Genomic DNA, 26,006 nt, shown 5'->3' with positions numbered 1-26,006 from the left:
GTGATCCGCATGCGTCCTCGTACGGTGTGGCAGGCACTGGCCCGCCCGGACTACCTGCTGTCGTCGTGGCCCTGGCGGGCCGTCGGCCACCTGCTGACCGGAGTGGTGCTGGGAGTCGTCGTGCTGGCCGGGCTGGTGGGCCTCGTCGCGGCCGGCGGGCTCCTCGCCGTCGTCCTTGTCGGGCTGCCGCTGCTGGGGCTGACGGCGTTCGCGGGCCTGCCCGTCGCGGCCGTGGAGCGGTGGCGGCTCGGGTGGCTCGGGGAGGGGCCCGGCCCCGCCGGCACCGACGCGGCCCGGCTCACCGCACACGCAGACCCGCCCGCCCCCGGCCTGCGCAGCTGGCTCGGCATCCGGCTCCGGGAGGCCGCCACCTGGCGGGAGTTGGGGCACGCGCTGCTGACCGGGTTCCTGCTGTGGCCGGTGGAGGCGCTCGTCGTGACCGTCGCCCTGGTGTGCCCGGGGGCGCTGGTCGCGACGCCGCTGCTGCTGGCGACCGCGGGGGAAGGGCGGGAGCTGAAGGTGCTCAAGGCGGTGACCGTCACCGGGCAGGCGCAGGCCTGTGCACTCGCCGCGCTCGGGCTCGTGGCGCTCGCCGCCGGGCTGTACGGCGTCGGCGTGGCCGCGGGCGCGCGGGCCGGGCTCACCCGCCTGCTCGTACTGCCCCGCGCCGGTGAGGCCGAGGCCCGGGTGCGCGAACTGGCACGTTCCCGCGTGCGGTTGGTGGAGGCGTTCGAGGCGGAGCGGCGGCGGATCGAGCGGGACCTGCACGACGGGGCGCAACAGCGGCTCGTCGCCCTCAGCATGGCCCTGGGACTGGCCCGGCTCGACGCACCGCCCGACGGGCCGCTCGCCGCGCAGCTGGCCAGGGCCCACGCACAGGCGGACGCGGCGCTCGCGGAGCTGCGGGAGCTCATCCACGGCATCCACCCCCAGGTGCTCGCCGACTACGGGCTCGCGGCGGCCGTGGCGGACGCGGCCGACCGCTCGCCGGTCCCGGTCGCGACCGAGGTCGACCTGCCGGAACGGCTCCCCGCGGCGGTGGAGGCCGCCGCGTACTTCGTGGTGCGCGAGGCACTGGCCAACGTCGCCCGGCACAGCGGGGCGCGGCGGGCCCGCGTGCGGGGCGCCCACCGCCACGGGCGGCTCGTCCTGGAGGTCGAGGACGACGGGCGGGGCGGCGCCGACCCGGCCACCGGCTCCGGCCTCACCGGACTCGGGGACCGGGTGTCGGTGCTCGATGGAAGACTGGCCGTGACCAGCCCGCCGGGCGGGCCCACCCTGCTGCGAGTGGAGATCCCGTGCGCGACGCAGCCCACGGCCGACGACCCCTGCGCGTAGTCCTCGCCGAGGACGGCGTGCTGCTGCGCGACGGCCTGACGGCCCTGCTGGAGCGGTTCGGGCACCGGGTCGTCGCGGCCGTCGGGGACGCCCCCGCCCTGCTCGACGCGGTCCGGGCGCACGACCCGGACGTGGTCGTCACCGACGTGCGGATGCCGCCCGGGTTCACGGACGAGGGACTGCACGCGGCCGTGCGGCTGCGCGGCGAGCGGCCCGGACTGCCGGTGCTGGTGCTCAGCCAGTACGTGCAGCGCGCGTACGCGGCCGAGCTCTTGGACTCCGGGGACGGCACCGGGGTCGGCTACCTGCTCAAGGACCGCGTCGGGCAGGTGGCGGAGTTCGTCGACGCCCTCGACGAGGTCGCGGCTGGCGGCACGGTCGTCGACCCGGAGGTCGTACGGCAGTTGCTGCGCCGGCGCCGGGACCCGCTGGAGCGGCTCACCCCGCGCGAGCGGGAGGTGCTGGCGCTTGTGGCCGAGGGCCGCTCCAACGGCGCGGTCGCCCGCGCGCTGGTCGTCTCCGAGGCGGCCGTCGGCAAGCACATCGGCTCCATCCTCACCAAGCTCGACCTGCCGCCCGCGCAGGACGTCCACCGCCGGGTGCTGGCGGTACTGGCGTACCTGCGGGAGTGAGGCCGCCGGCTCACACGAGGCCGAGGCCGGACTACCGGCTCTGCCGCAGTGGCTTGGCGTAGCACAGGCTCGCCTCGTGGTGGCGGTAGTAGCCGAACTTGGTGCACGGCTCGTAGCCGCTGGAGGTGTACAGCGCGACGGCCTCCGGCTGCTGGGTGCCCGTCTCCAGCACCATCCGCACCCGCCCCGCCGCGCGCGCGTCCTCCTCCAGCGCGGCGAGCATCCGCCGGGCCAGGCCGCGGCCGCGCGCCTCGGGCACGACGTACATGCGCTTCAGCTCCGCGTCGCCGTCCTCGTTGCCCTCGTCGTTGTGGTCCTGACTGCGCCAGCCGCCCGTCGCCACCGGGCGGTCCCGCCCGTCGTAGGCGATGAGGTACACGCCCCGCGGCGGCTGGAAGTCGGACGGCGCGAGGACGGTGGCGTCGCCCCCGTCGCCGTAGCGCACGTGGTATTCGGCCTGGACCTCGTCGTTGAGCTTGACGGCGTCCGGGTGGTCGAAGGGCACGGGGCGTATGTTCATGCTGCTCACTGTACGTATATGCGCACGCATGGGGTGCGGGGCGGATCGGTCGCCCTCCAGTGTGCCGGTATCGTGCCCGGGTGCTGACCGTGACCTCCGTGAACGTGAATGGGCTGCGCGCCGCCGCGAAGAAGGGCTTCGTGGAATGGCTCGCCGACACCTCCGCCGACGTGCTGTGCCTGCAGGAGGTGCGCGCCGAGCCCGGGCAGCTGCCCGCCGCGGCCGGTGCGCCGGAGGGCTGGTTCGTCGTGCACGCGCCCGCCGCCGCGAAGGGCCGGGCGGGCGTGTCCCTCTACAGCCGCCGTGAGCCGGACGCCGTGCGCGTCGGCTTCGGCTCGGCCGAGTTCGACACCTCCGGCCGCTACGTCGAGGCCGACCTGCCCGGTGTCACGGTGGCCTCCCTCTACCTGCCCTCGGGCGAGGTCGGCACCGAGCGCCAGGACGAGAAGGTCCGCTTCATGGACGCCTTCCTCGCCCACCTCAAGGAGCTGCGCGAGCGCGCCGCGGCGGACGGGCGCGAGGTGCTGGTCTGCGGCGACTGGAACATCGCCCACGAGCCGGCCGACCTGAAGAACTGGCGCGGCAACACCAAGAACTCCGGCTTCCTGCCGGAGGAGCGCGCCTGGCTGACCCGCGTCCTCACCCCGGAGGAGGGCGGCTACGTGGACGTGGTGCGGGCGCTGCACCCGGGGCTGGAGGGGCCGTACAGCTGGTGGTCGTACCGGGGCCGCGCCTTCGACAACGACAGTGGATGGCGCATCGATCTCCACGTCTCCACGCCCGGTCTGGCCGGGAAGGCGGTCAAGGGGTACGTGGAGCGTGCCGCCACGCACGCGGAGCGCTGGTCGGACCACGCGCCGGTGACGGTGGTCTACGACCTCTGAGCCCGCCCCGGCGGATCCGTCAGTCCCCCTCTTCCTCCCTTTCGTTCTCCTTGTGCTCCCGCACCCTCCGGTCCAGCGCCAGGGAGAGTTCCGCCTCCACCACGCTGCGGGCCAGGGGGCGCAGGCGGTGGAGGTTCTCCTCGGGGCCGTGGCGCAGGATCAGGTCGGTGAAGAGGTCGGCCAGGGCGTCGGCGTGCTGGCGGACCCGGGCGCCCGCCGAGAGGACCTCGGCGAGCGGGATGCCCTCGCGGACCAGGGCGGAGGAGACGTCCAGCAGGCGGCGGCTGATGTGGACGATCTCGTCGCCGTCGGTGCCCAGGTAGCCGAGGTCGAGGGCGGCGGCCAGGTTCTCGGGGGTGACCTCGCCCTCGAAGCGGGCGGCGAGTTCCTCGGGGGTGAGGCGGACCGGTTCCTCCTCGGTGGGCGGGGCGACGCCGAGGAGGTCGGCGACGTCCCGGCCGTGGTCCAGGGCCTCGGCCAGTTCGGCGATGCCGCTGAGGGTGTGGCCGCGCTCCAGCAGCGCCGCGATCGTGCGCAGCCGGGCGAGGTGGTGGTCGTCGTACCAGGCGATCCGGCCCTCGCGGCGGGGCGCCGACAGCAGCCCGCGCTCCCGGTAGAAGCGCAGGGTGCGCACCGTGATGCCGGCCCGCTCGGCCAGCTCCGCCATGCGGTACTCCCGCTTGTCTGCCACGCCCGCACCTTAGTTCGTACCGTCGGTAACTTTCTCCGGCCGACCCCCTACCCATGAGTACGCCGCTCCTCTACTCTCCCATTGCGCCAGTGTTCACTGGCAGAGTCACGCGAGGAGGGTCTCGGATGGCCGAGCAGGAGCGGGTACGGGTGGCGGTGATCGGGTCCGGCTTCGGCGGGCTCGGCGCGGCCGTGCGGCTGCGCCGCGAGGGGATCACCGACTTCGTGGTCCTGGAGCGGGCGAGCAGCGTCGGCGGCACCTGGCGGGACAACAGCTACCCCGGGTGCGCCTGCGACGTGCCCTCCCACCTCTACTCCTTCTCCTTCGCGCCCAACCCCGACTGGCCGCGCACCTTCTCCGGGCAGGAGCACATCCGTGCCTACCTGGAGCACGTCGCCGACGTCTTCCACTTGCGCCCGCACCTGCGCTTCGACTCCGAGGTGCAGCGGATGACCTGGAATGCCGAGCGGCTGTGCTGGGACATCGAGACCGCGAGCGGCGCCCTGTCGGCGGACGTCGTGGTCTCCGCCACCGGGCCGCTGTCCGACCCGAAGATCCCGGAGATCCCGGGCCTGGCGTCCTTCCCGGGCAAGGTCTTCCACTCCGCCCGCTGGGACCACGACTACGACCTCACCGGCAAGCGGGTCGCGGTGGTCGGCACGGGCGCGTCCGCGATCCAGATCGTGCCGGCCATCCAGCCGCAGGTCGGCCGCCTCACCCTCTTCCAGCGCACCCCTCCGTGGGTGATGCCCCGCGTCGACCGCGCCATCAGCGGCGCCGAGCGGTCCCTGCACCGGGCACTGCCGCTCACCACGCAGCTCCGCCGCGGGCTGCTGTGGGGCATCCGGGAGCTGCAGGTGCAGGCGTTCACCAAGCGGCCCGACGAGCTGGGCTTCGTCGAGAAGCTGGCCAAGCGCAACATGGCCCGCGCCATCAAGGACCCGGCGCTGCGGGCCAGGCTGACGCCCGACTACCGGATCGGCTGCAAGCGGATCCTGCTGTCCAGCACCTACTACCCGGCGCTCGCCCGGCCCAACGTGGACCTGGTCGACAGCGGGCTGCGCGAGGTCCGCGGCTCGACCCTGGTGGCCGCCGACGGCCGTGAGGCCGAGGCCGACGCGATCGTGTTCGGCACCGGCTTCCACGTCACCGACATGCCGATCGCGGAGCGGGTCGTGGGGGCGGAGGGCCGCACCCTCGCCGAGGTGTGGAAGGACGGCATGGAGTCCCTGCGCGGCGCGACCGCGGCGGGCTTCCCGAACTTCATGACGATCATCGGGCCCAACACCGGCCTGGGGAACTCCTCGATGATCCTGATGATCGAGTCGCAGCTGAACTACCTGGCCGACTACCTGCGCCAGTTGACCGTCCTCGGCGGCCGCGCCGCCCTCGACGCCCGGCCGAGCGCCGTGCACGCCTGGAACCGGCGCGTGCAGGAGCGGATGCGGCGCACCGTGTGGAACACCGGCGGCTGCACCAGCTGGTACCTCGACGCCAACGGGCGCAACACCACCATCTGGCCGGGCACCACCGCCGAGTTCCGCCGCGCGACGCGGCGGGTGGACCTCGCCGAGTACCAGGTGGTCCGGCCCGGGGGCGCGCAGGACGGCCCGGGCGCCCCGGGTGCGGCGGACACGACGGCCACCGCGGACGCCACGACCACCGCGGACGAGACGGCCACCGCGGACGCCACGACCACCGCGGACGAGACGGCCACCGCGGACGGGACGGCCACCGCGGGCACCACGACCACGGCCGGCACCGCCTCCGCCGAGGTGGCCTCATGAGCCGGCGCCCCGCACACGTCACCTCCGGTCCCTACGCCCCGCCCGCCCCCACGCGGGAGCTGAGCGTCGTCTCGGCCGACGGCGCCCGGCTGCACGTCGAGGTGCACGGGCCGGACGACGCCCCGGCGGTCGTCCTGGCGCACGGCTGGACCTGCTCGACCGCCTTCTGGGCGGCACAGGTCCACGCGCTCGCGGCCGACCACCGGGTCATCGCCTACGACCAGCGCGGCCACGGGCGCAGCCCCGCGATCAGCACCTGCGGCACCGACGCCCTCGCCGACGACCTCGAGGCGGTCCTGCTCGCCACCCTCGCGCCGGGCGAGAAGGCGGTCGTCGCCGGGCACTCGATGGGCGGGATGACCGTCATGGCCGCCTCGACGCGCCCGGCGTTCCGCGCGCACGCGGCGGCGGTCCTGCTGTGCAGCACGGGCAGTTCGCAGCTGGTCGCCGAGTCCACGGTGCTGCCGCTGCGGCCCGGCCGGCTCAGGACGTGGCTGACCCGGCACGTCCTCGGCTCGCGCGCCCCGCTGGGCCCGGTCACGCCGGCCGCGCTGCGGATCCTCAAGTACGCCACGATGGGCGCCGGTTCGAGCCCGCACATGGTGGAGGCGTGCGCGCGGATCGTGCACGCCTGTCCGCGCGGGTCGCGGCACGCCTGGTCGCAGGTGCTGGACCTGCTCGACCTCGACCACGCCGTACGGGAGTTGGACGTGCCGACGGCGGTGGTCGTCGGCACGGCGGACCGGCTGACGCCCCCGCGGCACGCCCGTGCGCTGGTGGCCGCCCTGCCGCAGTGCGTCGGCCTGACCGAACTGCCCGGCCTGGGCCACATGACGCCGGTGGAGGCGCCGGAGCTGGTCACCGGCCGGATCAGGGAGCTGGTCACGACGTACGTCGTTCCCCACACCGCGGAGGGCCCGGCCGGGGTTCCCGCTCAGACCGCACGGACCGAACGGACCGCACAGGCCGCTCAGACCGCACGGACCGCACAGATCAAGGAGGGCGCATGAGCAAGGTGAGCCTGGAGGGCCAGGTCGCCGTCGTCACCGGAGCGGCGCGCGGCGTGGGCGAGTTGCTCGCCCGCAAGCTGTCGGCGCGCGGGGCGAGCGTCGCGCTGGTGGGCCTGGAGCCCGACCTGCTCAAGCAGGTGGGGGAGCGGCTGCACGGCGACAGCGACCACTGGCACGCCGACGTCACCGACCACGAGGCGATGGCCCGGGTGGCCCGCGAGGTCAAGGAGCGGTTCGGGAAGGTCGACATCGTGGTGGCCAACGCCGGGGTGGCCACCGGCGGGCCGTTCGTCGACTCCGACCCGGACTCCTGGCGCCGGGTGATCGAGGTCAACCTCATCGGATCGGCGGTCACCGGGCGGGCGTTCCTGCCGGTGCTGATGGAGAGCCGCGGCTACCTGCTGCAGATCGCCTCCCTCGCGGCGATCACGCCGGCGCCGATGATGACGGCGTACTGCGCGTCCAAGTCGGGCGTGGAGGCGTACGCGCACAGCCTGCGCGCCGAGGTCGGCCACCGGGGGGTGCGGGTCGGGGTGGGCTACCTGTCGTGGACCGACACCGACATGGTGCGCGGTGCCGACCAGGAGGACGTCATGCGGGAGTTGAGGCAGCGGCTGCCGTGGCCGTCCAACAAGACGTACCCGCTCGGCCCGGCGGTGGACCGGATCGTGGCCGGCATCGAGCGGCGGTCGAGCCATGTGTACGGGCAGTGGTGGCTGCGCGGGATGCAGGGCGTGCGCGGCTACCTGCCGGGGCTCATCGGGACGGTGGGGCAACGGGAGATGAGGCGGTTCGCGCCCCGGCTCCAGGGGATGAGCACGGGGCTCGTCGGAGCCGGCGGACAGGCCGACGAGCAGGCCCGCGCGACGGGCCGGCGGTGACGTCCGCACTGGTCAACACCCCTGTGGCTACGCCCCGTAACTGATCGACATGCGGAGCGTGTCGGCCCGTGTGAATCTGGTCGTGGCCCCGCGAGGGGCCCCAACCCCCCACTCACACAGGAGTGAACCCACATGGGTATGAAGGACAAGTTCCAGGACCGGACCGAGCAGTGGCAGGACCAGGCTCGGCAGAAGGTGGACGAGGCCAAGGAGCGCATGCCGCAGCGCGGCCGCAGGTCGCCCCAGGACGAGCAGACCGGGCAGCCCGGGCAGTCCGAGCGCGGCCGCCGCGAGCCGGAGGAGCGCTTCGACCAGGACTACGAGGCCTGACCCTCGTCCTACGGCCCTGGCCGACTTCCGTGGGGTGCTCCGCTTCGGCGGGGCACCCCACGCCCCGTCGTGGGGCGGCCGGCCCCCGGTGGGTCACGCCTCCCGCGGCGGCAGCTTCGGCCGGGACCGGTCCGGCACGTCACGGCGGTCGGGCGGGGACGCCGGCGGGTGGGTCTCCAGCAGCTCCAGCGCCAGCCGTACGGCGTCGTCGAGTTGGGCGTAGCGCCCCTCCGCCCAGTCCAGCGGGGTGCGCAGGGCCTCCAGGTCGGGGGCGACGCCGTGGTTCTCGACGGACCAGCCGTAGGCGTCGAACCAGGCCGCGTTCATCGGCACCGTGATGACCGTGCCGTCGCCGAGCCGGTGACGCCCCGTCATGCCGACCACGCCGCCCCAGGTGCGCTGTCCCACCACCGGTCCCAGGCCCAGGAGTTTGAAGGCGGCGGTGATCATGTCGCCGTCGGAGGAGGTCGCCTCGTCGGCCAGCGCCACCACCGGTCCGCGCGGCGCGTTGGAGGCGTACGACACCGGCTGGGCGTCGCGGGTGAGGTCCCAGCCGAGGATCCTGCGCGTCAGCTTCTCCACCACCAGTTCGCTGATGTGCCCGCCCGCGTTGCCGCGCACGTCGACGATCAGCGCGGGCCGGGAGACCTCGCCGCGCAGGTCGCGGTTGAACTGGGCCCAGCCCGAGCCGCCCATGTCGGGGATGTGCAGGTAGCCGCACCGGCCGTCGCTCAACTCCCGCACCACCTGGCGGCGTTTGGCGACCCAGTCCTGGTAGCGCAGCGGCCGTTCGTCGACCAGCGGGACCACCGCGACGCGCCGGGCGCGGCCCGCCTCGCCCTCGGCGGGGGTGAAGGTGAGCTCCACGGTGGTGCCGCCCGCGCCGGCGAGCAGCGGGGAGGGGCCGGTGACCGGGTCCACCGGCCGGCCGTCGACGTGGGTGAGGACGGCGCCGTCGCGGATGCCGGTGCCGGCGAGCGGGGAGCGGGCCTTGGAGTCGGAGGAGTCGCCGGGCAGGACGCGGCGGACCGTCCAGGCGCCGTCGCGGCACACGAGGTCGGCGCCCAGCAGGCCCTGCCAGCGCTGGTAGTGGGCGGGGCCCTCGTTGCGCCGGGAGGCGGTGACGTAGGCGTGCGAGGTGCCCAGTTCGCCGAGGACCTCGCGCAGCAGGTCGGCGAACTCGTCGGGGGTGGCGACGCGTTCGACGAGCGGCCGGTACTGGTCCAGCACCGCGTCCCAGTCGATGCCGCACATCCCGGGGTCCCAGAAGTAGGCCCGGATGAGCCGGCCGGCCTCCGCGTAGGACTGGCGCCACTCGGCGCCGGGGTCCACCTCGTGCAGGATGCGCCGGAGGTCGATCCAGACGGTCGTGTCGCCGTCGCCGGTCTCGGTGGACGGCACCGCGCGCAGGTCGCCCTCGTCGGCGACGACCAGCCGGGTGCCGTCGCCGCTGACCTCGAACCAGTCGAGGTGGCCGACGAGTTCGGACTTCCTGGCCCGGGTGATGGCGAAGTGCTCGAGCGTCGGCCGCCCGCTGGTGTCGTCCGGGTTGGCGAAGGTCTCGCCGAGCGCGCCGGAGATGGGCCAGCGCAGCCACACCAGCCCGCCGCCCGCGACGGGGCGCAGCGCGGAGTACTTGGAGGCGGTGACCGGGAAGGGCGTCACCCGGCTGGCCAGGCCCTCCACCTCGACGGTCACGGTGCCGTCCCCGGCGCCCTCGTCCTCGGCCGGGTCCAGGCCGCCCGCCGCGGGCCGCCCCTCGGGGCTGAGGGCGAACGGGGAGGGGGTCGCCGACGACAGCGGCACCAGGTAGGGGCGGCAGCCGAGCGGGAAGGACAGGTCGCCGGTGTGGACGTCGTAGACCGGGTCGAAGCCGCGCCAGGACAGGAAGGCCAGGTAGCGCCCGTCCCGGGTGAAGACCGGGTTCTCGTCCTCGAAGCGCCCGTCGGTGACGTCGACGACGAGCCGCTCGCCGGTGCCGGTGATGCGGGCCACCCTGATCTGCCGCAGGGAGCGCCCGATGCCCGGGTGGGACCAGGTGAGCCAGGCCCCGTCGGGTGAGAAGGCGAGGTCGCGCACGGGTCCGTTGTCCGACCGGACCAGCTCGGTGACCTCGCCGTTGGAGTCCTCCGAGGCGTCGACGAGCAGCAGCCGTCCGTCGTGCGCGGCGAGGGCGAGCCGTTCGCCGCGCGGGTCGGGGACCAGTTCCAGGACGCGGCCCAGTTCCCCCTGGGCGAGCCGGCGCGGCGGGCGGTCGCCGGAGGCGCGCGGCAGGTGGGCGATCTCGACGGCGTCCTCGCCCTCGGCGTCGGTGACGTAGGCGACCTGCCCGCCGGGGCCGAGCATCCGGGGGAGCCGGACGCGCACGCCCGGGGTGTCGGTGAGGGTGCGGGCGGGGCCGTCCCGGTGGGTCAGCCAGTACAGGCTGCCGCGCACGACGACCGCGCTGGCCCGGCCGGTGTCGTCCACGGAGAGCCCGTCGACGTGCTGGGCGGCGGGCACCTGGTGGGGCCGGCGTCCGGTGCGCGGCCCGTTCGGGCGGACGTCGATCCGGCGCGGCGCGGAAGAGGTGGCGAGGTCGTCGACGATCCACAGGTCGCCGGCGCACTGGTATACCACGCGCGTGCCGTCGCTCGACGCGTGCCGGGCGTAGAAGGCGTCGTGGTCGGTGTGGCGGCGCAGGCCGGAGCCGTCGTGGGCGCACGAGTAGAGGTTGCCGACGCCCTCGTGGTCGGAGAGGAAGGCGATGCGGTCGCCGACGAACATCGGGGAGTGCAGGTGGCCGCCGAGGCCGGGCAGCAGCCGCCGGCCGTGCAGCCAGAGCCGGTCCGTGGCGCCGCCCCGGTAGCGCTTCCAGGCGGCGGGTTCGTGCGGCGGGGTGCCGGTGAGCAGCAGGCTGCGGCGTTCCCCGTCGAGGTCGGCGACCTGGAGGTCGGAGACCGGGCCCCAGGGCAGCTTGCGGCCGGGGGCGCCGTCCACGCCGACCTTGTAGGCCCAGGTGAAGTAGGAGAACGGCTCGCCGTGGGAGGTGACGGCCAGGATGTCGCCCTCGGGGGTCCAGCCGCACACGCGCGTGTCGGAGCTGCCCCAGTGCGACAGCTGCCGGCCGCGGCCGCCGTCCACCGGCACGAGGTGGATCTCGGGGTCGAGGCTGCGCCAGCTCGTGTAGGCCACGCAGCGCCCGTCGGGCGACAGGCGCGGGTGGCCGGTCCTGGTGCGGTCGGCGGTGAGCCGCCAGGCCCGCCCGGGCGTGTCGAGCGGCGCCAGCCACAGGTCGTCCTCGGACACGAAGCACAGCAGGTCACCGCGCAGGTGCGGCAGGCGCAGATAGCTCACCTCCCCATGCTTTTCCGGTGCGCGGGGCCGGGCAACTCGTGGGCGGTCCGCGTGCCGCCGGGGCCTTCTCTTACCCGGCTCTTACACACGTGAGCCAGGACACGTACGAAACTGTTTCGTTTCGTTGACAAACGGGGTATGTTCGTCTTGCACAAGGACACCCGGGCCCGGTCCGGGGTCACCGACCGCGGGAGCGGAGAGGGGCGCACGGCATGACGGAAACCGCGACGGCGCGTCGCAGTCGCATCACGCCCGAGCGCGAGGCCGAGCTGTACGAGGCGGTCCTCGACCTGCTCCGCGAGGTCGGCTACGACGCCCTGACCATGGACGCCGTCGCCGCCCGCACCCGCTCCAGCAAGGCCACGCTCTACCGCCAGTGGGGCGGCAAGGCCGAACTGGTCGTCCGGGCCATCCGGCACAGCAAGCCGGGCCGCATCGACGAGATCGACACCGGCAGCCTCCGGGGCGACCTGCACGCCCTGGTCCGCCTGGAGGACGACTGCACCATCGAGCGGAACTCCGCGCTCATGCGGGGCGTCGCGATGGCGATGCACAACAACGCCGACCTGCGGGCGGCCTTCCGCTCGCAGCTCGTCGAACCGGAGATGTCCTCCTTCCACGAGGTGATCCGGCGCGCGGTCGACCGGGGCGAGGTCCGCCCCGACTGCCCCGCACTGGACTTCCTGCTGCACATGATGGTCGGCGGCTTCGCCACCCGGGCGCTGCTCGACGACCAGCCGCCGACGCAGGAGTTCCTCACCTCGTACATCGACGCCGTGGTCCTCCCCGCCCTCGGCGTCCCCACCAGCTGACCGGGTCCCACGTCCCGGACTTCACCTGACGTCACCGCTCACGTCGTCGGGCCGATCACCCCTGTCCCCACCGCGGGTCGATCACCCCTGCCCTGACCACCCCACGACTGACCGGGAGTACGCCCCCGTGGCCACGTTCCTGTACCGGCTCGGCCGGTTCGCCTTCCGCCGACGACACGTCGTCGCCCTGATCTGGGTGGCGCTGCTGACCCTCGCCGGGGTCGGTGCCGCCAACGCGCCCGCCGCCGGCAACACCTCCTTCTCCATCCCGGGCACCGAGGCCCAGAAGGCCTTCGACCTGCTCGAACAGCGCTTCCCCGGGGCGAGCGCCGACGGTGCCACCGCCCGGGTCGTCTTCAAGGCCCCGGCCGGCGAGAAGATCACGGACGCCGGCAACAAGGCCACCGTCGAGAAGACCGTCGGCACCCTGTCCGACGGCTCCGAGGTCGCCTCCGTCGCCGACCCCTACACCGGCAAGGCCGTCAGCAAGGACGGCACGATCGCGTACGCCTCCGTGAAGTACGACGTCTCCGGCATGGAGCTGGAGGACTCCTCGCGCGACGCGCTGGAGGAGGCCGCGCAGGACGCCCGGGACGCCGGGCTGACCGTCGAGGTCGGCGGCGACGCGCTGAGCGCCGCCCCCGAGACCGGCGCCACCGAGGTCATCGGCATCGGCATCGCGGCCGTCGTCCTGGTCATCACCTTCGGCTCGCTGATCGCGGCCGGACTGCCCCTGCTGACCGCGCTCATCGGCGTCGGCATCGGCGTCTCCACCATCACCGCGCTGGCCGGCACCCTGGACCTCGGCTCGACCACCTCCACGCTGGCCACGATGATCGGCCTGGCCGTCGGCATCGACTACGCGCTGTTCATCGTCTCCCGCTACCGGGCCGAACTCGCCGAGGGCCGCGAGCGCGAGGAGGCCGCCGGCCGCGCCGTCGGCACCGCCGGCTCCGCGGTGGTCTTCGCCGGCCTCACCGTCGTCATCGCCCTGGTGGGCCTGTCCGTGGTCAACATCCCGATGCTGACCAAGATGGGCGTCGCCGCCGCGGGCACGGTCGCCGTCGCCGTCCTCATCGCGCTGACGATGATCCCGGCCCTGCTCGGCTACGCGGGCCGCAAGGTGCGCCCCATGGGCGAGAAGAGCAAGCTCCTGGGCGGCGGCCGGGCCCGCGCGGCCGACCGCGCGGCCAAGCCCAACCTGGGCACCCGCTGGGCGTCCTTCGTCGTCCGCCGCCCCGTCGCCGTCCTGCTGCTCGGCGTCGTCGGCCTCGGCGCTGCGGCGGTCCCGGCGGCCTCCCTGGAACTGGGCCTGCCCGACGACGGCTCCCAGCCGACGTCCACCACCCAGCGCCGCGCCTACGACCTGCTCTCCGAGGGCTTCGGCCCCGGCTTCAACGGCCCGCTGATGGTCGTGGTGGACGCCAAGGACAGCACCGACCCGCAGGCCGTCTTCCGGGACGTCGGCAACGAGATCAAGCGCCTGGACGACGTCGTCACCGTCACCCCGGCCGCGGCCAACAAGGCGGGCGACACGGCCACCATCACCGTGATCCCCGGCTCCAAGCCGTCCTCGGCGACCACCGAGGACCTGGTCCACGCGATCCGCGACAAGGGCGCGGACGTCAAGGCCGACTCCGACGCGAGCGTGCTGGTCACCGGCTCGACCGCGATGAACATCGACGTCTCCCAGAAGCTCAACGACGCGCTCGTGCCCTACCTGGCGCTGGTCGTCGGCCTGGCCTTCCTGCTGTTGATCGTGGTGTTCCGCTCGCTCCTGGTCCCGCTGAAGGCGGCCCTCGGCTTCCTGCTGAGCGTCATGGCGGCGCTCGGCGCGGTGGTCGCGGTCTTCCAGTGGGGCTGGCTGTCCGGCCTGATGGGCGTCGAGGAGACCGGCCCGGTGATGTCGATGATGCCGATCTTCATGGTCGGCGTGGTCTTCGGCCTCGCCATGGACTACGAGGTGTTCCTCGTGACCCGGATGCGGGAGGCCTACGTCCACGGCGAGAAGCCGAGCCAGGCCGTGGTCACCGGCTTCAAGCACGGCGCGCGGGTCGTCACCGCCGCCGCGGTGATCATGATGGCGGTGTTCGCCGGCTTCATCGGCTCCAGCGAGTCGATGGTGAAGATGATCGGCTTCGGCCTCGCCATCGCCGTCTTCTTCGACGCCTTCGTCGTCCGCATGGCTCTGGTCCCGGCCGTCCTCGCGCTGCTCGGCCGCCGCGCCTGGTGGCTGCCGAAGTGGCTGGACCGCGTCCTGCCCAACGTCGACGTCGAGGGCGAGGGCCTGCGCACCGCCTCCGGCGCCCCCAGCCGGGACGACGACGACAAGGAGCTCGTGCGCGCCTGACGCACCGCTCCGCCCGGAACGGCCGGTGGGGGATCCGTGGGGACGGGGCACCCCCACCGGCCCACAGGACGGGGGCCGGCCTCTGACGGGGCCGGCCCCCGCCGCACGTCAACGCGTTCGCCCGCGCCTGCCCCTAGCATGCCGTCCATGACGACGCCGGACGCAGCACACCCCCTCTTCGCCCAGGCCCTGCGCGGGATGGGCCTCGACGCGCTGAACGCCCAGGTCCGCCGCTTCCCCGACGCGACGCGCACCGCCGCCGAGGCCGCGGCCGCGATCGGGTGCGAGCTGAGCCGGATCTGCAAGTCGCTGGTCTTCGCCGCCGACGGGGTGCCCGTCCTGGTCCTCATGGACGGCGCCTCCCGCGTCGACGTCGACCTCGTCCGCAAGGAGCTCGGCGCCGATGCCGTCACCCGCGCCGACGCGGCCCTCGTCAGGGAGACCACCGGGTACGCCATCGGCGGCGTGCCGCCGTTCGGGCACCGCACCGCGACCCGGGTCCTGGCCGACCGCGGCCTCCTCGCGCACGACGTCGTCTGGGCGGCCGCCGGCGACCCGCACACCGTCTTCCCGATGGCCCCGCGGGAGCTGGTCGCGCACGCCGGCGCCACCCTGGCGGACGTGCGCGAACGTCCCGCGTGACGCCGCCGGCCACGGCGGCTCACCGGGTGACGAGGGGCGGGCCGTCCGTGTAGCCGTTGGACGGGCGGGCGATGCGCTCGACCGTACGGGCGTCCAGGCCGGCCTCCGCCGAGGGGGTGCCCAGGGTGCCGGACGGGTGCCAGGTCCCGGTGACCGCGACCCAGGTGTCGGCCTTCGGCGCCGCCACGCCGTGGACGCGCACCTTGACCGACTGGGCGTCGGCGGCACAGCAGTTGAGGATCAGCCGGGTCAGGTACCAGCCGTCGCCGCTGCCGTCGGGCGTGACGAACCCGGCCATCAGCACCGTACGGCCCTGGACGGCCCGTGACCGGTCCTGCTGCACCCGGCGCGTGAAGTCGCCGAGCGTGAGCGGCAGCGGGGAGGTCGCGGGCAGCGGGTCGAAGGCGTCCTGGTCCGTGACGGGGACGGCCTGGGGCGTCTCCCGGGAGGCGGTGTAGGCGCCGAGGGCGGGCGGCGCCCAGAACAGCAGGCTGAGCGCGGGCAGGAAGAGCAGCCAGGCGACCCACGGCGGGCCGTGCCCGTGGTCGTGCCCGTGGGGGTCCCCGGCGGAGGCGGCGGCACCGTCGGCCGCCGGGGCCCGCCGCAGCCGGGCCGCGTACGACCAGCCCTCCGCCGCCCCGAGGGCCAGCAGCACCACGCCGGACGCCACCAGCAGCGGGCGCATGCCCTCCTTGACGTAGCGCAGGAACAGGTCGGAGAACAGCGTCGCCTGGAGCAGGCCGAGGCCGCTGAGGGCGAGCAGCAGTGCCTGGACGGGACGTCTCACAGCAGGATCCCCCCGACGAGCGCGCTGCACGCCACCGCGACCACCGCCGTGGCCGTGGAGAAGCGGACCGCGAAGGCCCGCCCGAAGGTGCCGGTCTGCAGCGCGATCAGCTTCAGGTCGACCATCGGGCCGACCACCATGAACGTCAGCCGCGCCACCGGCGAGAAACCGGACAGCGAGGCCGCCACGAAGGCGTCCGCCTCCGAGCACACCGCCAGCAGCACGGCCAGCGCCGCCAGGAACAGCACCGACAGCCAGGCCGACCCGGCGAAGGTGTCGAGCACGGACCGCGGGACGGCGACGTTGAAGGTGGCCGCGGCCATCGCGCCCACCACCAGGAACCCGCCCGCGTGCAGCAGGTCGTGCTGGAAGCCGGCCCGGAACTCCGCCCAGCGGCTGTGCCCCGGCCGGTGCCCGGTGTGCCGTACGGACGGGCGCAGCCACTCCTCCCTGCCGAGCCACAGCCACAGCCAGCCCATGACGCAGGCGGCGGCCAGGGAGGCCACCAGCCGGGCCAGCACCATCTCCGGGCGGCCCGGGAAGGCGACGGCGGTGGCGGTGAGCACGATCGGGTTGACGGCCGGCGCGGACAGCAGGAACGCGAACGCGGCCGCCGGGGTCACCCCGCGTCCGATCAGGCTCTTCGCGACCGGCACCGACGCGCACTCGCACCCCGGCAGCACCACTCCGGCCACTCCGGCGACGGGCACGGCGAGCGCGCCGCGCCGGGGCAGCACCCGCTGGAACACCGAGGCGGGCACGAAGGCGTTGATCGCACCCGACAGCGCCGTGCCGAGGAGGAGGAAGGGCAGCGCCTGCACGCAGACCGCCAGGCACACCGTCCGCCACGCCAGGACGGCGGGCGCGTCCGTCCACCGGCCCAGGACGACCAGCGCGGTCCCGGGCAGCAGGGCGGCGCCCAGCAGCAGGAGCGGCCAGTGCCGGGGCCACTCCCGGGCGCGGACGGCGTCCCCGTCCCGGGCGGTGTCCGGCGGCTGCTGGGCGAGCTGGTCTGTGCTGTGCATGGCCGCATCAACATAGCGGCCCGGTGGTCGCGTGCGTCAGCAGGTCCCGAGGAGCACCCTGGAAGCAGGTCTCGTGGAGGTGGTCCTGATGATGCACACCGCAGTGGGATGGCACGTCGAGCTGGAGTTCCTGGAGGACGGCCGGCACACGCGCGCGGTGGCGCTGGTGCGGTTGCCCGACGGCACCGAGGTCCGCGCCCACGGGCACGCCACGCGCCACGACACCGACGCCGACCAACCGCGCACGGGCGAGGAGATCGCGGGCGCCCGGGCGCTCAACGAGATCGCCATGCGGCTGCTGACCAAGGCGCACGACGAGATCGACTCGGCGTCGGGCCGCACCTCCCACCCGATCCACGTCTGAGCGGCGCGGGACGGGTCCCGGGGGCGCTCGGGGTCAGCCGGCGAGTGCCGTGCGCACCGCCCGCACCAGCGCCTGGGCCCGGGGGTCCGCCGTCACGCTGGAGCGGAAGCCGTTGGTGACGTAGCCGAAGGCGATGCCCGACTCCGGGTCGGCGAAGCCCAGGGCGCCGCCGCGGCCGGGGTGGCCGAAGGAGCCGGGGGACAGCAGCGGCGAGGCGGTGCCGTGCAGCATGGGCCCGAGGCCGAAGCGGGTCGGGACCACGAGCACCCGGTCGGGCCCGGCCGACCGCTCGCCGCGCGCCAGCTCCACGGTGTCCGGCGTGAACAGCCGCCGCCCGCCGTCCACCTCGCCGATCAACGCGGCGTAGGTCCGGGCCAGGCCGTCGGCGGTGGCGATGCCGTTGGAGGCGGGCAGGACGGCCGCGCGGTAGGCGGGGTCGTTCTCGTCGGGCAGCGGGGTGATCGCGGCGAAGGCGCGCCGGGTGAGGGAGGCGGGGTCGGCGTAGGCGTCGGCGACGGCCCGCTTGGGGCGCACGCGCAGGGCGCCGGCCGGCTCGGGCGCCTGGAGCCGGCCGACCCGGCCGACGCGGTGCGCCTCGGCGGCGGGCAGCCCGAGCCAGAAGTCGGCGGCGGCCGGCCCGGCGACGTGCTCGGCGATCCAGGCGCCGGCGGACCGCCCGGTGACCCGCCGCACCAGCTCCCCGGTGAGCCAGCTGAAGGTCTGGGCGTGGTAGCCGTGCGCGGTGCCGGGCTCCCAGACGGGCGCCTGGGCGGCGACGGCGGCGGCCGCGAGGTCGGGGTCGGCGGCCTCGGCGGGGGTCAGCGGCCGGTCCAGCACGGGCACGCCCGCCCGGTGGGCGAGCAGGTCGCGCACGCGCGTGTGCTCCTTGCCGGCCGCCTTGTACTCGGGCCAGTACGTCCGCACCGGGGCGTCCAGGTCCAGCTCGCCGCGCTGGTGCAGCAGCAGGAGGGCGGCGGAGACCACGCCCTTGGTCGCGGAGCGCACGATCTGCGCGGTGTCCCGCTCCCACGGCAGCGTGCCGTCGACGTCGCGGGTGCCGCCCCACAGGTCGACGACCCGGTGCCCGTCCCGGTAGACGGCGACCGCCGCGCCGCGCTCCCCGAGGGTGCGGAAATTGGCGGCGAACGCCTCCCGGACCGGCTCGAAGCCCCCCGCCACCGCACCGTTCACGTGCACGTCCACGCCCGACCGTCCTCTCGGCTCACCTTCGACCCTGCGGGTAACGCGTGCGACGCCCCTGGGATTCCTGGGTCCGGCGCGTCACGCGCCCGTGGCCACGGACCGCGGGTCGAAGCCGAACGGCAGCTCCAGGCGGTGGGCTCGCATCAGGGCGTCGTCGCCGAGGAGTTCGGCGGTCGGGCCGTCGGCCGCGATCACGCCGTCGCTCAGGACCAGCGCGCGCGGGCATAGTTCGAGCGCGTAGGGCAGGTCGTGGGTGACCATCAGCACGGTCACGTCCAAAGCGCGCAGGATGTCGGCGAGTTCGCGCCGGGAGGCCGGGTCGAGGTTGGACGACGGCTCGTCCAGGACCAGGATCTCAGGCTCCATCGCCAGCACTGTCGCGACGGCGACCCGGCGCCGCTGGCCGAACGACAGGTGGTGCGGCGGACGCTCCTTGAACTCCGCCATGCCCACCTGGGCGAGCGCCCGGTCGACCCGCTCCTCCAGCGCCGCGCCCTTGATCCCGGCGGCCGCGGGCCCGAACGCGACGTCCTCGCGCACCGTCGGCATGAAGAGCTGGTCGTCGGGGTCCTGGAAGACGATGCCGACCTTGCGGCGGATCTCGGCCATGTGCTGCTTGCCGACGGGCAGTCCGGCGACGGTCACCGAGCCGGTGCCGCCGGACAGGATGCCGTTGAGGTGCAGCACGAGGGTCGTCTTGCCCGCGCCGTTCGGGCCGAGCAGCGCGACGCGCTCGCCGCGCGCGATCGAGAAGTCCACGCCGAACAGGGCCTGGTGGCCGTCGGGGTAGGCGAAGGCGAGGCCGGAGACCTCCAGGGAAGCAGTCACAGGGTCCATCCCAGCAGACACACGACGAGGGCGGCGCACGGCAGGGCGAGGGCGTGCGACCACTGCGCCCGGGACGCGGTCACCTCGTCGATCACCGGCATGGATCCGGCGTAGCCGCGGCTGACCATGGCCAGGTGCACGCGCTCGCCGCGTTCGTAGGAGCGGATGAACAGGGCGCCCGCCGACTTGGCGAGCACGCCCCAGTGGCGTACGCCCCGGGCCTCGAAGCCGCGGGACTCGCGGGCGATCCGCATGCGCCGCATCTCGTCGGTGATCACGTCGCCGTAGCGGATCATGAAGGAGGCGATCTGCACGAGCAGCGGCGGGAGCTTCAGCCGCTGCAGCCCGAGCAGCAGTTCGCGCAGTTCGGTGGTGGCCGCCAGCAGCACCGACGCGGCGACGCCGAGGGTGCCCTTGGCCAGCACGTTCCAGGCGCCCCACAGGCCGTTGACGCTCAGCGACAGCCCGAGGACGTCGACCCGCTCGCCCTCCGCCACGAACGGCATGAGCACGGCGAACGCGACGAACGGCACCTCGATCAGCAGCCGCCGCAGCAGGAACCCGGCGGGCACGCGCGCGTGGCGGGCGACGAGCGCGAGCAGCACGGCGTACAGGGCGAACGCCCACATCGCCTCGCGAGGCGTCGACACCACGACCACCACGAAGGCGAACGCGGCGGCGAGCTTGGTGTGCGGCGGCAGGGCGTGCACGGGCGAGTGCCCGTGCCGGTACAGCCGGTGCGCGTGCCCGGCGCCCATGTCAGACGTTCTCCACGGTGGTGGTCGAGGCGGGCGACACGTCGTCGGCCGCGCGGCGGCGGCGCAGGGTCCAGAAGACGGCGCTGCCGGCCACGACGGTCACCCCGACGCCGATCACGCCCGCCAGCCCGCCGGACAGGCGGGCGTCGTCGACGTCCTTGACGCCGTAGTCGGCGAGCGGGGAATCGGCGTTGGTGTGCTGCTCGGCCTTGCGGTCGATGCCGTGGTCGGCGGCGACCTTCTCCAGGCCGTCCGGGGAGGAGGAGGCGTAGTAGCTGACGAACCCGGCCAGCACGAGCGAGGTGACCAGGCCGGACACCCACAGCGCGCGCCGCGAGGTGCGCACCGCGACGGGCTCCGCGGCGGGCTCCGCGGCGGCCGGGGCCGACGGCGCGTCGACGAGCTCGCCGTTCACCCGCAGCTTCAGCCGCTGCTCCAGCCCACGCGCCCCGTGCACCAGGTCGGGGCGTACGGCGATCACGGCGCCCACGGTCAGCGCGGTGATCACGGCCTCACCGATCCCGATCAGCACGTGCACGCCGATCATCGCGGTGGCGACCTTGCCGATCGAGACGTCGGTGGTGCCGCCGATCGCGTAGATCACGGTGAACGCGACCGCCGCGGCCGGCACGGAGACCAGCGCGGCCACGAACGACGCCACGGTGACCGAACGGCGGCTGCGCGGCAGGACCTTCACCAGCGCGCGGAAGAGGGCGTAGGAGACGACCGTGGTCACGATCGCCATGTCGGTGATGTTCACGCCGAGCGCGGTCAGCCCGCCGTCGGCGAAGAGGATGCCCTGCATCAGCAGGACGACGGAGACGCACAGCACGCCCGTACAGGGGCCCACGAGGATCGCGGCGAGCGCGCCGCCGAGCAGGTGGCCGCTGGTCCCCGCGGCGACGGGGAAGTTCAGCATCTGCACGGCGAAGATGAAGGCCGCGACCAGACCGGCCAACGGGGCGGTCCGCTCGTCGAGTTCGCGGCGCGCGCCGCGCAGGCTCACGGCGATGGCGCCGGCGGCGACCACGGCGGTCACGGCGGACGTCGGGGCGTTGATGAATCCGTCGGGTACGTGCACCGTTCGATGATAGAGCCCTGTTGCGAACCTCTTGCAAGAGCGATCTCATTGCCCGAAGGCGCAAAACGGAAAATATGAGACATTGGTGAGGGGGTGGACGCACAGCTTCCACAAAGGTCACCGAGTGTGAAGGGGCCGTCCGATGTCCGTAGTCGAGCAGTACGCACGAGCCCACATCCTCACGGACGCCGACCGGCTCGGGGTGGACCTCGGAGCGGTCCCGGTCGTCCTGCGCTACGACCCGGACGCCGACCCCCGCTCGGTGCGCGTCGGCCTGCCCGGCCCGCACGAGTGGACGCTGTCCCGCACCCTGCTCGAAGAGGGCCTGAGCGCCCCGGTCAGCAGCGGACAGGTGCGGGTGTGGCCGTGCGGCCGGGTGCAGGCGATCGTCGAGTTCCACTCGGCCCGGGGCGTCTCGGTCGTGCAGTTCGAGACCAAGGTGCTGACCCGCTTCCTGCGCCGCACCCACACCGCCGAGCCCGTCGCGGGCTGAGGGTGCGGCTCAGCCGCCCAGCCGCAGCAGGGACGCCACGATCGGGCCAGCCGTGTCGCCGCCGTGGCCGCCCGCCTGGACCACGCCCGCGGCCGCCAGGTCGCCCCGGTACGCGGTGAACCAGCCGTTGGGCTTGTCCTGCCCGTCGACCTCCGCCGAGCCCGTCTTCGCGCCGTAGTCGGGCCCGAGCCCCGACATGGCCTGCGCCGCCGTGCCGTACGCCGCCGTGTAGTTCATCAGCTCGCGCAGCTGTCCGAGCGTGGCCGGGGACATGGTGCGCGAGGCGGTGGCCAGGGTGCGGCCGTCGACCTTCGGCGAGACCAGGTACGGCTGGTGGAACGAGCCGGACTTCACCGTCGCGGCCACGGACGCCATGTTCAGCGGGTTCATCCGCACTCCGCCCTGCCCGATCAGCGAGGCCGCCTTCTGGGCCGCCGACTGCACCGGCACCGAGCCGTCGAAGCTGGGCACGCCGACCGACCAGTTGTTCAGCGACAGGCCGAACACCTGCTGGGCCTGCTTGGTCAGGCTGTCGTCGTCGAGCTTGCCGGCCTGGCTGATGAAGGCGGTGTTGCAGGAGCGCGCGAAGCTCGCCTTGAAGGTGCCCTTCTTGATCTCGAAGTCGTCGTCGTTGTGGAACGTCCAGCCGCCGTAGCGGAACGTCTTCGGGCACGGGTGCACCTTGTCCGCCGACGCCAGGTCCTTCTCGATGAGCAGCGACGAGGTGATGACCTTCATCGTGGAGCCGGGCGCCAGCGAGCCCTGGAAGGCGGTGTTGAAGCCGTGGCCGCTGTTGGCGACCGCGAGGACCTCCCCGGTGGACACGCGCGTGACGACGACCGAGGCACGCGGGCGGTTCGCCACCTGGCGCTCGGCGGCGGCCTGCAGCGTCGGGCTGAGCGTCGTCCGCACGGTGCCCGGCGTGCCCTTGCTGAGCTCCAGCAGCGTCTTGTCGGAGGACTTCTTCGCCTTCGACTCCTTGCCGCGCACCACGCGCAGCTCGACGCCCGCCTTGCCGCCGGCCTCCTTGCCGTACTTCTCGCGCAGCCCGTCCAGGATCGTGCCGAGGGAGGGGTACTTCGCCTCGGTGATCTCACCGCCCTGGCGGTCGAGCGCCGTGACCGGCGGGGTGCCGGACGCGCCGGTCACCAGGGTGTCGCCGTCGGCGAGGTCGGGGTGGACCACCGAGGCGTGCCAGTCGACGCGCGGCGTGCCGTCGGTGGTGTCGCGGACGACGGTCAGGGCGCTGTCGTAGACGAGCGGCTTGCTGACGCCCTGGTAGGTCACCGTGCCCTTCACCGAGAAGGGGACCTTCGCGCCGGTGGGGGTGCCGGGCGTGAGGGTGGCGCCGGTGACGTGGGCGTCCTTGGTCCAGCCGGTGAGCAGGGCGGTGGCCGCGGCGGTGTCGTCGGTGGCGGCGGCCGCCCGGTCGACCCGGCCCTGCTGCCAGGAGGTGAGGAACGTGGTGGCGGTGCCGGTGACCTCGGCCGCCGACAGGGGGCCCGTCTTGATCTTCGGCTTCGCGGCGGCCGTGGCGGTGGTCCGGCTGTCGGCCGAGGCGCCACCGCCGTAGAGCGCGTAGGCGCCGACCCCGGCGCCGACGACGACCGCGGCGGCCATCCCGCCGATGACGGCGGGGTTCTTCGTCCGTCGCTCGGCGACGCGCCTTCTCTTGCCCACGACCCGTGTTCCTCCGCGCTCCCCGGGAGGGCTCCCCGTGCCCCCGTGCCCTCGTTGCCCTCATGCACCCCAACGACGGCGACCAGCCTAGGGTCCCGTGCCACGCGGGTGACCCCTCTGTGACGTCAGCCACCCGCTCGTAGCGGGGTTGTGACACGAGGGGGTGGTGGGTCAGCCGGCGCGCAGGACCGACGCGACGATGGGGCCGGCCGCGTCGACGCCGTGGCCCGCGCCCTGGGCCATGGCCGCGGCCGCGACGTCGTTCCGGTAGCCGGTGAACCAGCTGTCGGAGCGGGCCTGCCCGTCGACCTCCGCGGAGCCGGTCTTCGCGCCGACGTCACCCCGCACCGCGGACATCACCTCGGCGGCGGTTCCGCTGGTCGCGGTGCGGTGCATCATGGCGCGCAGCTGCTGCACGGTCCGGGACGACAGCCCCCGGGCGCGGGCGAGGGCGCGGTCGTCGAGGCCGCGCGGCACGATGACCGGCTGGCGGAAGCTGCCCGTCATCGCGGTCGCCGTGATCGAGGCCAGGTTCAGCGGGTTCAGCTGCACCTGGCCCTGCCCGATCAGGGCGGCCGCCGTGTCGGGGCCGCCGGAGGCGGGGACCGAGCCGTCGAAGGACGGGATGCCGGTCTTCCAGTCCAGGCCGATCCCGAAGCGGTCGGCGGCCTCGTTCGTGAGGGAGTCGACCCGCACCTCGTCGGCGAACTTCACGAACGCCGTGTTGCAGGAGCGGGCGAAGCTGTCGGAGAGGGTGGCGCCCTCGTCGGGCTTCAGGTCCTTGAGGTTGTGGAAGGTCTGGCTCTGCCAGACGGCCTCTTCGGGGCAGGGCGCGGGGCCGTCGGCGGTGGTGATGCCGTTGTCGATGAGGGTGGCCGCGCTGACGATCTTCAGGGTGGACCCCGGGGCGACCCGGCCCAGGAACGCGGCGTTGAAGCCGTCGGTGCGGTGGTTGGCGACCGCCAGCACGTCGCCGCTGCTGGGCTGGACGGCGACCACGGACGACTCGGCGTACGACTGCACCGCCCGCTCGGCCGCCGCCTGCAGCCCGGCGTCCAGCGTGGTCCGCAGCTTCCCGGCCCGCCCCTCGGCGAGGGTCAGCACCGGGGTGTCGGCGGCGCTCGCGTCCGCGTGCCGCACCGCCAGCTCGACGCCGGGCGAACCGCCCGCCCGGTCGCCGTACGTGTCGCGCAGCTGGTCCAGGACCGGGCCCAGGGAGGGGTACTGCTCCTTCGTCAGGAGCTTGCCGTGGCGGTCCACCGCCTCGATCGGTGCCGCCGCCGACGCGCCGGTCACCAGGGTGTCGTCCATGCTCCTCAGCGCCGGGTGGACGACCGAGGGCTGCCAGTCGACGAGCGCCTTGCCGGTGGTGACGCCCCGGACCACGGTCAGCCGGCTCCGGTAGGTCAGCGGCGCGGACTTCCCGCCGAAGGACACCGTTGCCCTGACGGCGTACGGGACGGTGGCCCCGGTGGCCGTGCCGGGGGTGATGCGGACGCCCGTGACGTGGGCCTCCGTGGTGTAGGCGGTGAACAGCGACCGGGCGCGTTCGGCGTTGTTGGTGAGCGCCGCCGCCCCGGCCGCGTCGCCCTTGCTCCAGGCGGCGAAGAACGCGCGCGTGGTGTCCTTCACCTCGTCGCCGCTCGGTGGTCCGGTCCGCACCGGCGCGGGCCCGCCGGCGGCCGTGCCGCTGTCCGAGCTCAGCGCGGAGAGCACGGTCCAGCCGCCGTAGCCGGCCCCTCCGACCATGACGGCGAGCACCGAGCCGATGATCGCCGCCTTGACCCCCTTGCGCATGACGTGCCCCTTCCCCGTTTCCCCGTGATCCCCGTTCGAGCCGCCCCCACGTTCGTTCTGAACGCGTTCAGAAACGGCGGCCGTGGTCGCACTGTAAGCGGAGGAAGGGTCCGCTGTGACCCCTGTTCCCGGGAACTTGTCCGAAGCCGGACGGCAAACCGGGGTCACCGGCGTGAATCAGGCACGTGAATCGGACACCGGGTCATGGCCACGTACGTGAACGGCGCCGGCGTCCGCGGCGTGGCTCAGAGGGACGCGAGCCAGGCGGCGGCGTCACGGGGGCGGCCGAGGCGGACGGCGTGGAGCGGGGCGAACCGCGGGTCGCGCAGCCGGCGCCCGATCTCCCGGCGCCGCGCGGTGAACTGGGACCAGGCCCACCAGGCGGGGTGTTCGCGGCTCAGCCAGTCCCGCCAGGTCTCCCGGTTGCCGCCGAAGAGCTCCTCGCGGGTGACGGTCCGCCGCAGCGAGCGGCGCAGCACCCGGGGCATGACGACGCGCCGGGGGTAGTCCAGCCAGACGACGGTGTCGGCCCGCTCCCACAACAGGTCGCGCACCTCCGGGTACCCGAGCGAGTCGACGACCCAGCGGGGCCCGTCCACCAGCCCCGCCACGTCCTCCACCAGCCGCTCGTTCACGGCCCACCCGGGCCCGGCGAAGTACAGCGCGTCCATCTCCAGGTACCGCAGCCCCAGCCGCCCCCCGAGGTCCCGGGCGAGCGTGGACTTCCCGGCACCGGTGACGCCCACGACCAGGACGCGCTCCAAGGGCGCGCCCGCG

General features: G+C 74.2%; 24 protein-coding genes. 12 read left to right on the top strand and 12 right to left on the bottom strand.

The genetic code is table 11. The annotated features are described in order from the left end of the window. Positions 1–9 precede the first annotated feature (9 nt). The gene (locus tag AQJ30_RS16330; protein ID WP_067234052.1) at positions 10–1,338 is read left to right on the top strand and encodes a sensor histidine kinase; all 1,329 of its coding nucleotides are present in this window, start codon (positions 10–12) and stop codon (positions 1,336–1,338) included. Further along, positions 1,299–1,970 (top strand): response regulator transcription factor, encoded by a 672-nt coding sequence (locus AQJ30_RS16325; RefSeq protein WP_211278995.1) that lies wholly within the window; start codon positions 1,299–1,301, stop codon positions 1,968–1,970. The genes AQJ30_RS16330 and AQJ30_RS16325 overlap by 40 nt, the downstream gene beginning before the upstream one ends. A 31-nt stretch (positions 1,971–2,001) precedes the next feature. Here AQJ30_RS16325 and AQJ30_RS16320 read toward each other — a convergent pair whose 3' ends face one another. Further along, on the bottom strand, positions 2,002–2,490 hold the full coding sequence (locus AQJ30_RS16320; RefSeq protein ID WP_067234050.1) for a GNAT family N-acetyltransferase: 489 nt from the start codon (positions 2,488–2,490) through the stop codon (positions 2,002–2,004). 80 nt (positions 2,491–2,570) lie between these two features. Here AQJ30_RS16320 and AQJ30_RS16315 point away from each other — a divergent pair, with 80 nt between their 5' ends. Next, positions 2,571–3,374 (top strand): exodeoxyribonuclease III, encoded by an 804-nt coding sequence (locus AQJ30_RS16315; RefSeq protein ID WP_067234048.1) that lies wholly within the window; start codon positions 2,571–2,573, stop codon positions 3,372–3,374. A 19-nt stretch (positions 3,375–3,393) separates the two neighbouring features. On the opposite strand, the gene AQJ30_RS16310 is transcribed toward AQJ30_RS16315, so the two are convergent. Further along, positions 3,394–4,065, bottom strand: coding sequence for a MerR family transcriptional regulator (locus AQJ30_RS16310; protein ID WP_107119596.1), 672 nt, complete (start codon positions 4,063–4,065; stop codon positions 3,394–3,396). Positions 4,066–4,190: 125 nt separating this feature from the next. Here AQJ30_RS16310 and AQJ30_RS16305 point away from each other — a divergent pair, with 125 nt between their 5' ends. The 4 genes from AQJ30_RS16305 to AQJ30_RS16290 all read left to right on the top strand — a co-directional run bounded on the left by AQJ30_RS16305 (position 4,191) and on the right by AQJ30_RS16290 (position 8,073). After that, a complete protein-coding gene (locus tag AQJ30_RS16305) occupies positions 4,191–5,852 on the top strand; it encodes a flavin-containing monooxygenase (protein WP_079084078.1) in 1,662 nt (553 codons plus the stop codon). Further along, positions 5,849–6,862 carry an alpha/beta fold hydrolase gene (locus AQJ30_RS16300; protein ID WP_079084077.1) on the top strand — a complete coding sequence of 338 codons (1,014 nt, stop codon included), beginning with the start codon at positions 5,849–5,851 and terminating at the stop codon, positions 6,860–6,862. The genes AQJ30_RS16305 and AQJ30_RS16300 overlap by 4 nt, the downstream gene beginning before the upstream one ends. Then, positions 6,859–7,743, top strand: coding sequence for an SDR family oxidoreductase (locus tag AQJ30_RS16295; RefSeq protein ID WP_067234047.1), 885 nt, complete (start codon positions 6,859–6,861; stop codon positions 7,741–7,743). Before AQJ30_RS16300 ends, AQJ30_RS16295 begins: the two co-directional genes overlap by 4 nt. A gap of 132 nt (positions 7,744–7,875) precedes the next feature. Beyond that, the gene (locus AQJ30_RS16290) at positions 7,876–8,073 is read left to right on the top strand and encodes a hypothetical protein (RefSeq protein ID WP_067234045.1); all 198 of its coding nucleotides are present in this window, start codon (positions 7,876–7,878) and stop codon (positions 8,071–8,073) included. Between the two features lie 93 nt (positions 8,074–8,166). On the opposite strand, the gene AQJ30_RS16285 is transcribed toward AQJ30_RS16290, so the two are convergent. Then, positions 8,167–11,409, bottom strand: coding sequence for a S41 family peptidase (locus AQJ30_RS16285; protein WP_067234044.1), 3,243 nt, complete (start codon positions 11,407–11,409; stop codon positions 8,167–8,169). 212 nt (positions 11,410–11,621) lie between these two features. On the opposite strand from AQJ30_RS16285, the gene AQJ30_RS16280 reads away from it, so the two are divergent. The 3 genes from AQJ30_RS16280 (at position 11,622) to AQJ30_RS16270 (ending at position 15,213) form a co-directional block, all read left to right on the top strand. Continuing rightward, positions 11,622–12,221 carry a TetR/AcrR family transcriptional regulator gene (locus tag AQJ30_RS16280; RefSeq protein ID WP_067234042.1) on the top strand — a complete coding sequence of 200 codons (600 nt, stop codon included), beginning with the start codon at positions 11,622–11,624 and terminating at the stop codon, positions 12,219–12,221. A 127-nt stretch (positions 12,222–12,348) separates the two neighbouring features. Then, positions 12,349–14,571, top strand: coding sequence for an MMPL family transporter (locus AQJ30_RS16275; RefSeq protein ID WP_067234040.1), 2,223 nt, complete (start codon positions 12,349–12,351; stop codon positions 14,569–14,571). A gap of 138 nt (positions 14,572–14,709) precedes the next feature. Continuing rightward, a complete protein-coding gene (locus tag AQJ30_RS16270) occupies positions 14,710–15,213 on the top strand; it encodes a YbaK/EbsC family protein (protein WP_067234038.1) in 504 nt (167 codons plus the stop codon). Positions 15,214–15,232: 19 nt separating this feature from the next. On the opposite strand, the gene AQJ30_RS16265 is transcribed toward AQJ30_RS16270, so the two are convergent. Both AQJ30_RS16265 and AQJ30_RS16260 read right to left on the bottom strand, forming a co-directional pair. After that, on the bottom strand, positions 15,233–16,000 hold the full coding sequence (locus AQJ30_RS16265) for a TIGR03943 family putative permease subunit (protein ID WP_067234036.1): 768 nt from the start codon (positions 15,998–16,000) through the stop codon (positions 15,233–15,235). After that, the gene (locus AQJ30_RS16260; protein ID WP_067234035.1) at positions 15,997–17,025 is read right to left on the bottom strand and encodes a permease; all 1,029 of its coding nucleotides are present in this window, start codon (positions 17,023–17,025) and stop codon (positions 15,997–15,999) included. The genes AQJ30_RS16265 and AQJ30_RS16260 overlap by 4 nt, the downstream gene beginning before the upstream one ends. Before the next feature lie 88 nt (positions 17,026–17,113). Between AQJ30_RS16260 and AQJ30_RS16255 the strand changes: the two genes are divergently transcribed. Next, on the top strand, positions 17,114–17,389 hold the full coding sequence (locus AQJ30_RS16255) for a DUF1876 domain-containing protein (protein WP_067234745.1): 276 nt from the start codon (positions 17,114–17,116) through the stop codon (positions 17,387–17,389). Between the two features lie 33 nt (positions 17,390–17,422). On the opposite strand, the gene AQJ30_RS16250 is transcribed toward AQJ30_RS16255, so the two are convergent. From AQJ30_RS16250 to AQJ30_RS16235, 4 genes are all read right to left on the bottom strand, one after another. Continuing rightward, positions 17,423–18,586, bottom strand: coding sequence for a serine hydrolase domain-containing protein (locus AQJ30_RS16250; RefSeq protein ID WP_067234743.1), 1,164 nt, complete (start codon positions 18,584–18,586; stop codon positions 17,423–17,425). Positions 18,587–18,670: 84 nt separating this feature from the next. Next, positions 18,671–19,429: an energy-coupling factor ABC transporter ATP-binding protein gene (locus tag AQJ30_RS16245; protein ID WP_067234033.1), complete on the bottom strand. Its 759-nt coding sequence runs from the start codon at positions 19,427–19,429 to the stop codon at positions 18,671–18,673. Further along, positions 19,417–20,178: a cobalt ECF transporter T component CbiQ gene (gene cbiQ / locus AQJ30_RS16240; RefSeq protein ID WP_067234031.1), complete on the bottom strand. Its 762-nt coding sequence runs from the start codon at positions 20,176–20,178 to the stop codon at positions 19,417–19,419. Before cbiQ ends, AQJ30_RS16245 begins: the two co-directional genes overlap by 13 nt. Position 20,179: 1 nt before the next feature. After that, on the bottom strand, positions 20,180–21,259 hold the full coding sequence (locus tag AQJ30_RS16235; RefSeq protein WP_067234029.1) for an energy-coupling factor ABC transporter permease: 1,080 nt from the start codon (positions 21,257–21,259) through the stop codon (positions 20,180–20,182). Positions 21,260–21,401: 142 nt separating this feature from the next. Between AQJ30_RS16235 and AQJ30_RS16230 the strand changes: the two genes are divergently transcribed. Then, a complete protein-coding gene (locus AQJ30_RS16230) occupies positions 21,402–21,752 on the top strand; it encodes an SsgA family sporulation/cell division regulator (protein ID WP_067234027.1) in 351 nt (116 codons plus the stop codon). A gap of 9 nt (positions 21,753–21,761) precedes the next feature. On the opposite strand, the gene AQJ30_RS16225 is transcribed toward AQJ30_RS16230, so the two are convergent. The 3 genes from AQJ30_RS16225 to AQJ30_RS16215 all read right to left on the bottom strand — a co-directional run bounded on the left by AQJ30_RS16225 (position 21,762) and on the right by AQJ30_RS16215 (position 25,993). After that, entirely contained in the window at positions 21,762–23,432 is a 1,671-nt protein-coding gene (locus AQJ30_RS16225; RefSeq protein WP_067234026.1) for a penicillin-binding transpeptidase domain-containing protein, read from the bottom strand. A gap of 171 nt (positions 23,433–23,603) precedes the next feature. After that, the gene (locus tag AQJ30_RS16220) at positions 23,604–25,229 is read right to left on the bottom strand and encodes a penicillin-binding transpeptidase domain-containing protein (protein ID WP_067234024.1); all 1,626 of its coding nucleotides are present in this window, start codon (positions 25,227–25,229) and stop codon (positions 23,604–23,606) included. A gap of 245 nt (positions 25,230–25,474) precedes the next feature. Beyond that, entirely contained in the window at positions 25,475–25,993 is a 519-nt protein-coding gene (locus AQJ30_RS16215) for a P-loop NTPase family protein (protein ID WP_067234023.1), read from the bottom strand. Positions 25,994–26,006 lie beyond the last annotated feature (13 nt).

The organism is Streptomyces longwoodensis (assembly GCF_001514125.1).
GTDB lineage: Bacteria > Actinomycetota > Actinomycetes > Streptomycetales > Streptomycetaceae > Streptomyces > Streptomyces longwoodensis.
This window is presented reverse-complemented; position numbering and strand designations above follow the sequence as displayed.

Bases quoted from the DNA above. Each gene is read 5' to 3' on its own strand.
- AQJ30_RS16330 (WP_067234052.1), top strand. From the start codon at position 10: ATGCGTCCTCGTACGGTGTGGCAGGCACTGGCCCGCCCGGACTACCTG.
- AQJ30_RS16320 (WP_067234050.1), bottom strand. From the start codon at position 2,490: ATGAACATACGCCCCGTGCCCTTCGACCACCCGGACGCCGTCAAGCTC.
- AQJ30_RS16305 (WP_079084078.1), top strand. From the start codon at position 4,191: ATGGCCGAGCAGGAGCGGGTACGGGTGGCGGTGATCGGGTCCGGCTTC.
- AQJ30_RS16300 (WP_079084077.1), top strand. From the start codon at position 5,849: ATGAGCCGGCGCCCCGCACACGTCACCTCCGGTCCCTACGCCCCGCCC.
- AQJ30_RS16295 (WP_067234047.1), top strand. From the start codon at position 6,859: ATGAGCAAGGTGAGCCTGGAGGGCCAGGTCGCCGTCGTCACCGGAGCG.
- AQJ30_RS16290 (WP_067234045.1), top strand. From the start codon at position 7,876: ATGGGTATGAAGGACAAGTTCCAGGACCGGACCGAGCAGTGGCAGGAC.
- AQJ30_RS16280 (WP_067234042.1), top strand. From the start codon at position 11,622: ATGACGGAAACCGCGACGGCGCGTCGCAGTCGCATCACGCCCGAGCGC.
- AQJ30_RS16270 (WP_067234038.1), top strand. From the start codon at position 14,710: ATGCCGTCCATGACGACGCCGGACGCAGCACACCCCCTCTTCGCCCAG.
- AQJ30_RS16260 (WP_067234035.1), bottom strand. From the start codon at position 17,025: ATGCACAGCACAGACCAGCTCGCCCAGCAGCCGCCGGACACCGCCCGG.
- AQJ30_RS16255 (WP_067234745.1), top strand. From the start codon at position 17,114: ATGATGCACACCGCAGTGGGATGGCACGTCGAGCTGGAGTTCCTGGAG.
- AQJ30_RS16245 (WP_067234033.1), bottom strand. From the start codon at position 19,429: ATGGACCCTGTGACTGCTTCCCTGGAGGTCTCCGGCCTCGCCTTCGCC.
- cbiQ (WP_067234031.1), bottom strand. From the start codon at position 20,178: ATGGGCGCCGGGCACGCGCACCGGCTGTACCGGCACGGGCACTCGCCC.
- AQJ30_RS16230 (WP_067234027.1), top strand. From the start codon at position 21,402: ATGTCCGTAGTCGAGCAGTACGCACGAGCCCACATCCTCACGGACGCC.
- AQJ30_RS16220 (WP_067234024.1), bottom strand. From the start codon at position 25,229: ATGCGCAAGGGGGTCAAGGCGGCGATCATCGGCTCGGTGCTCGCCGTC.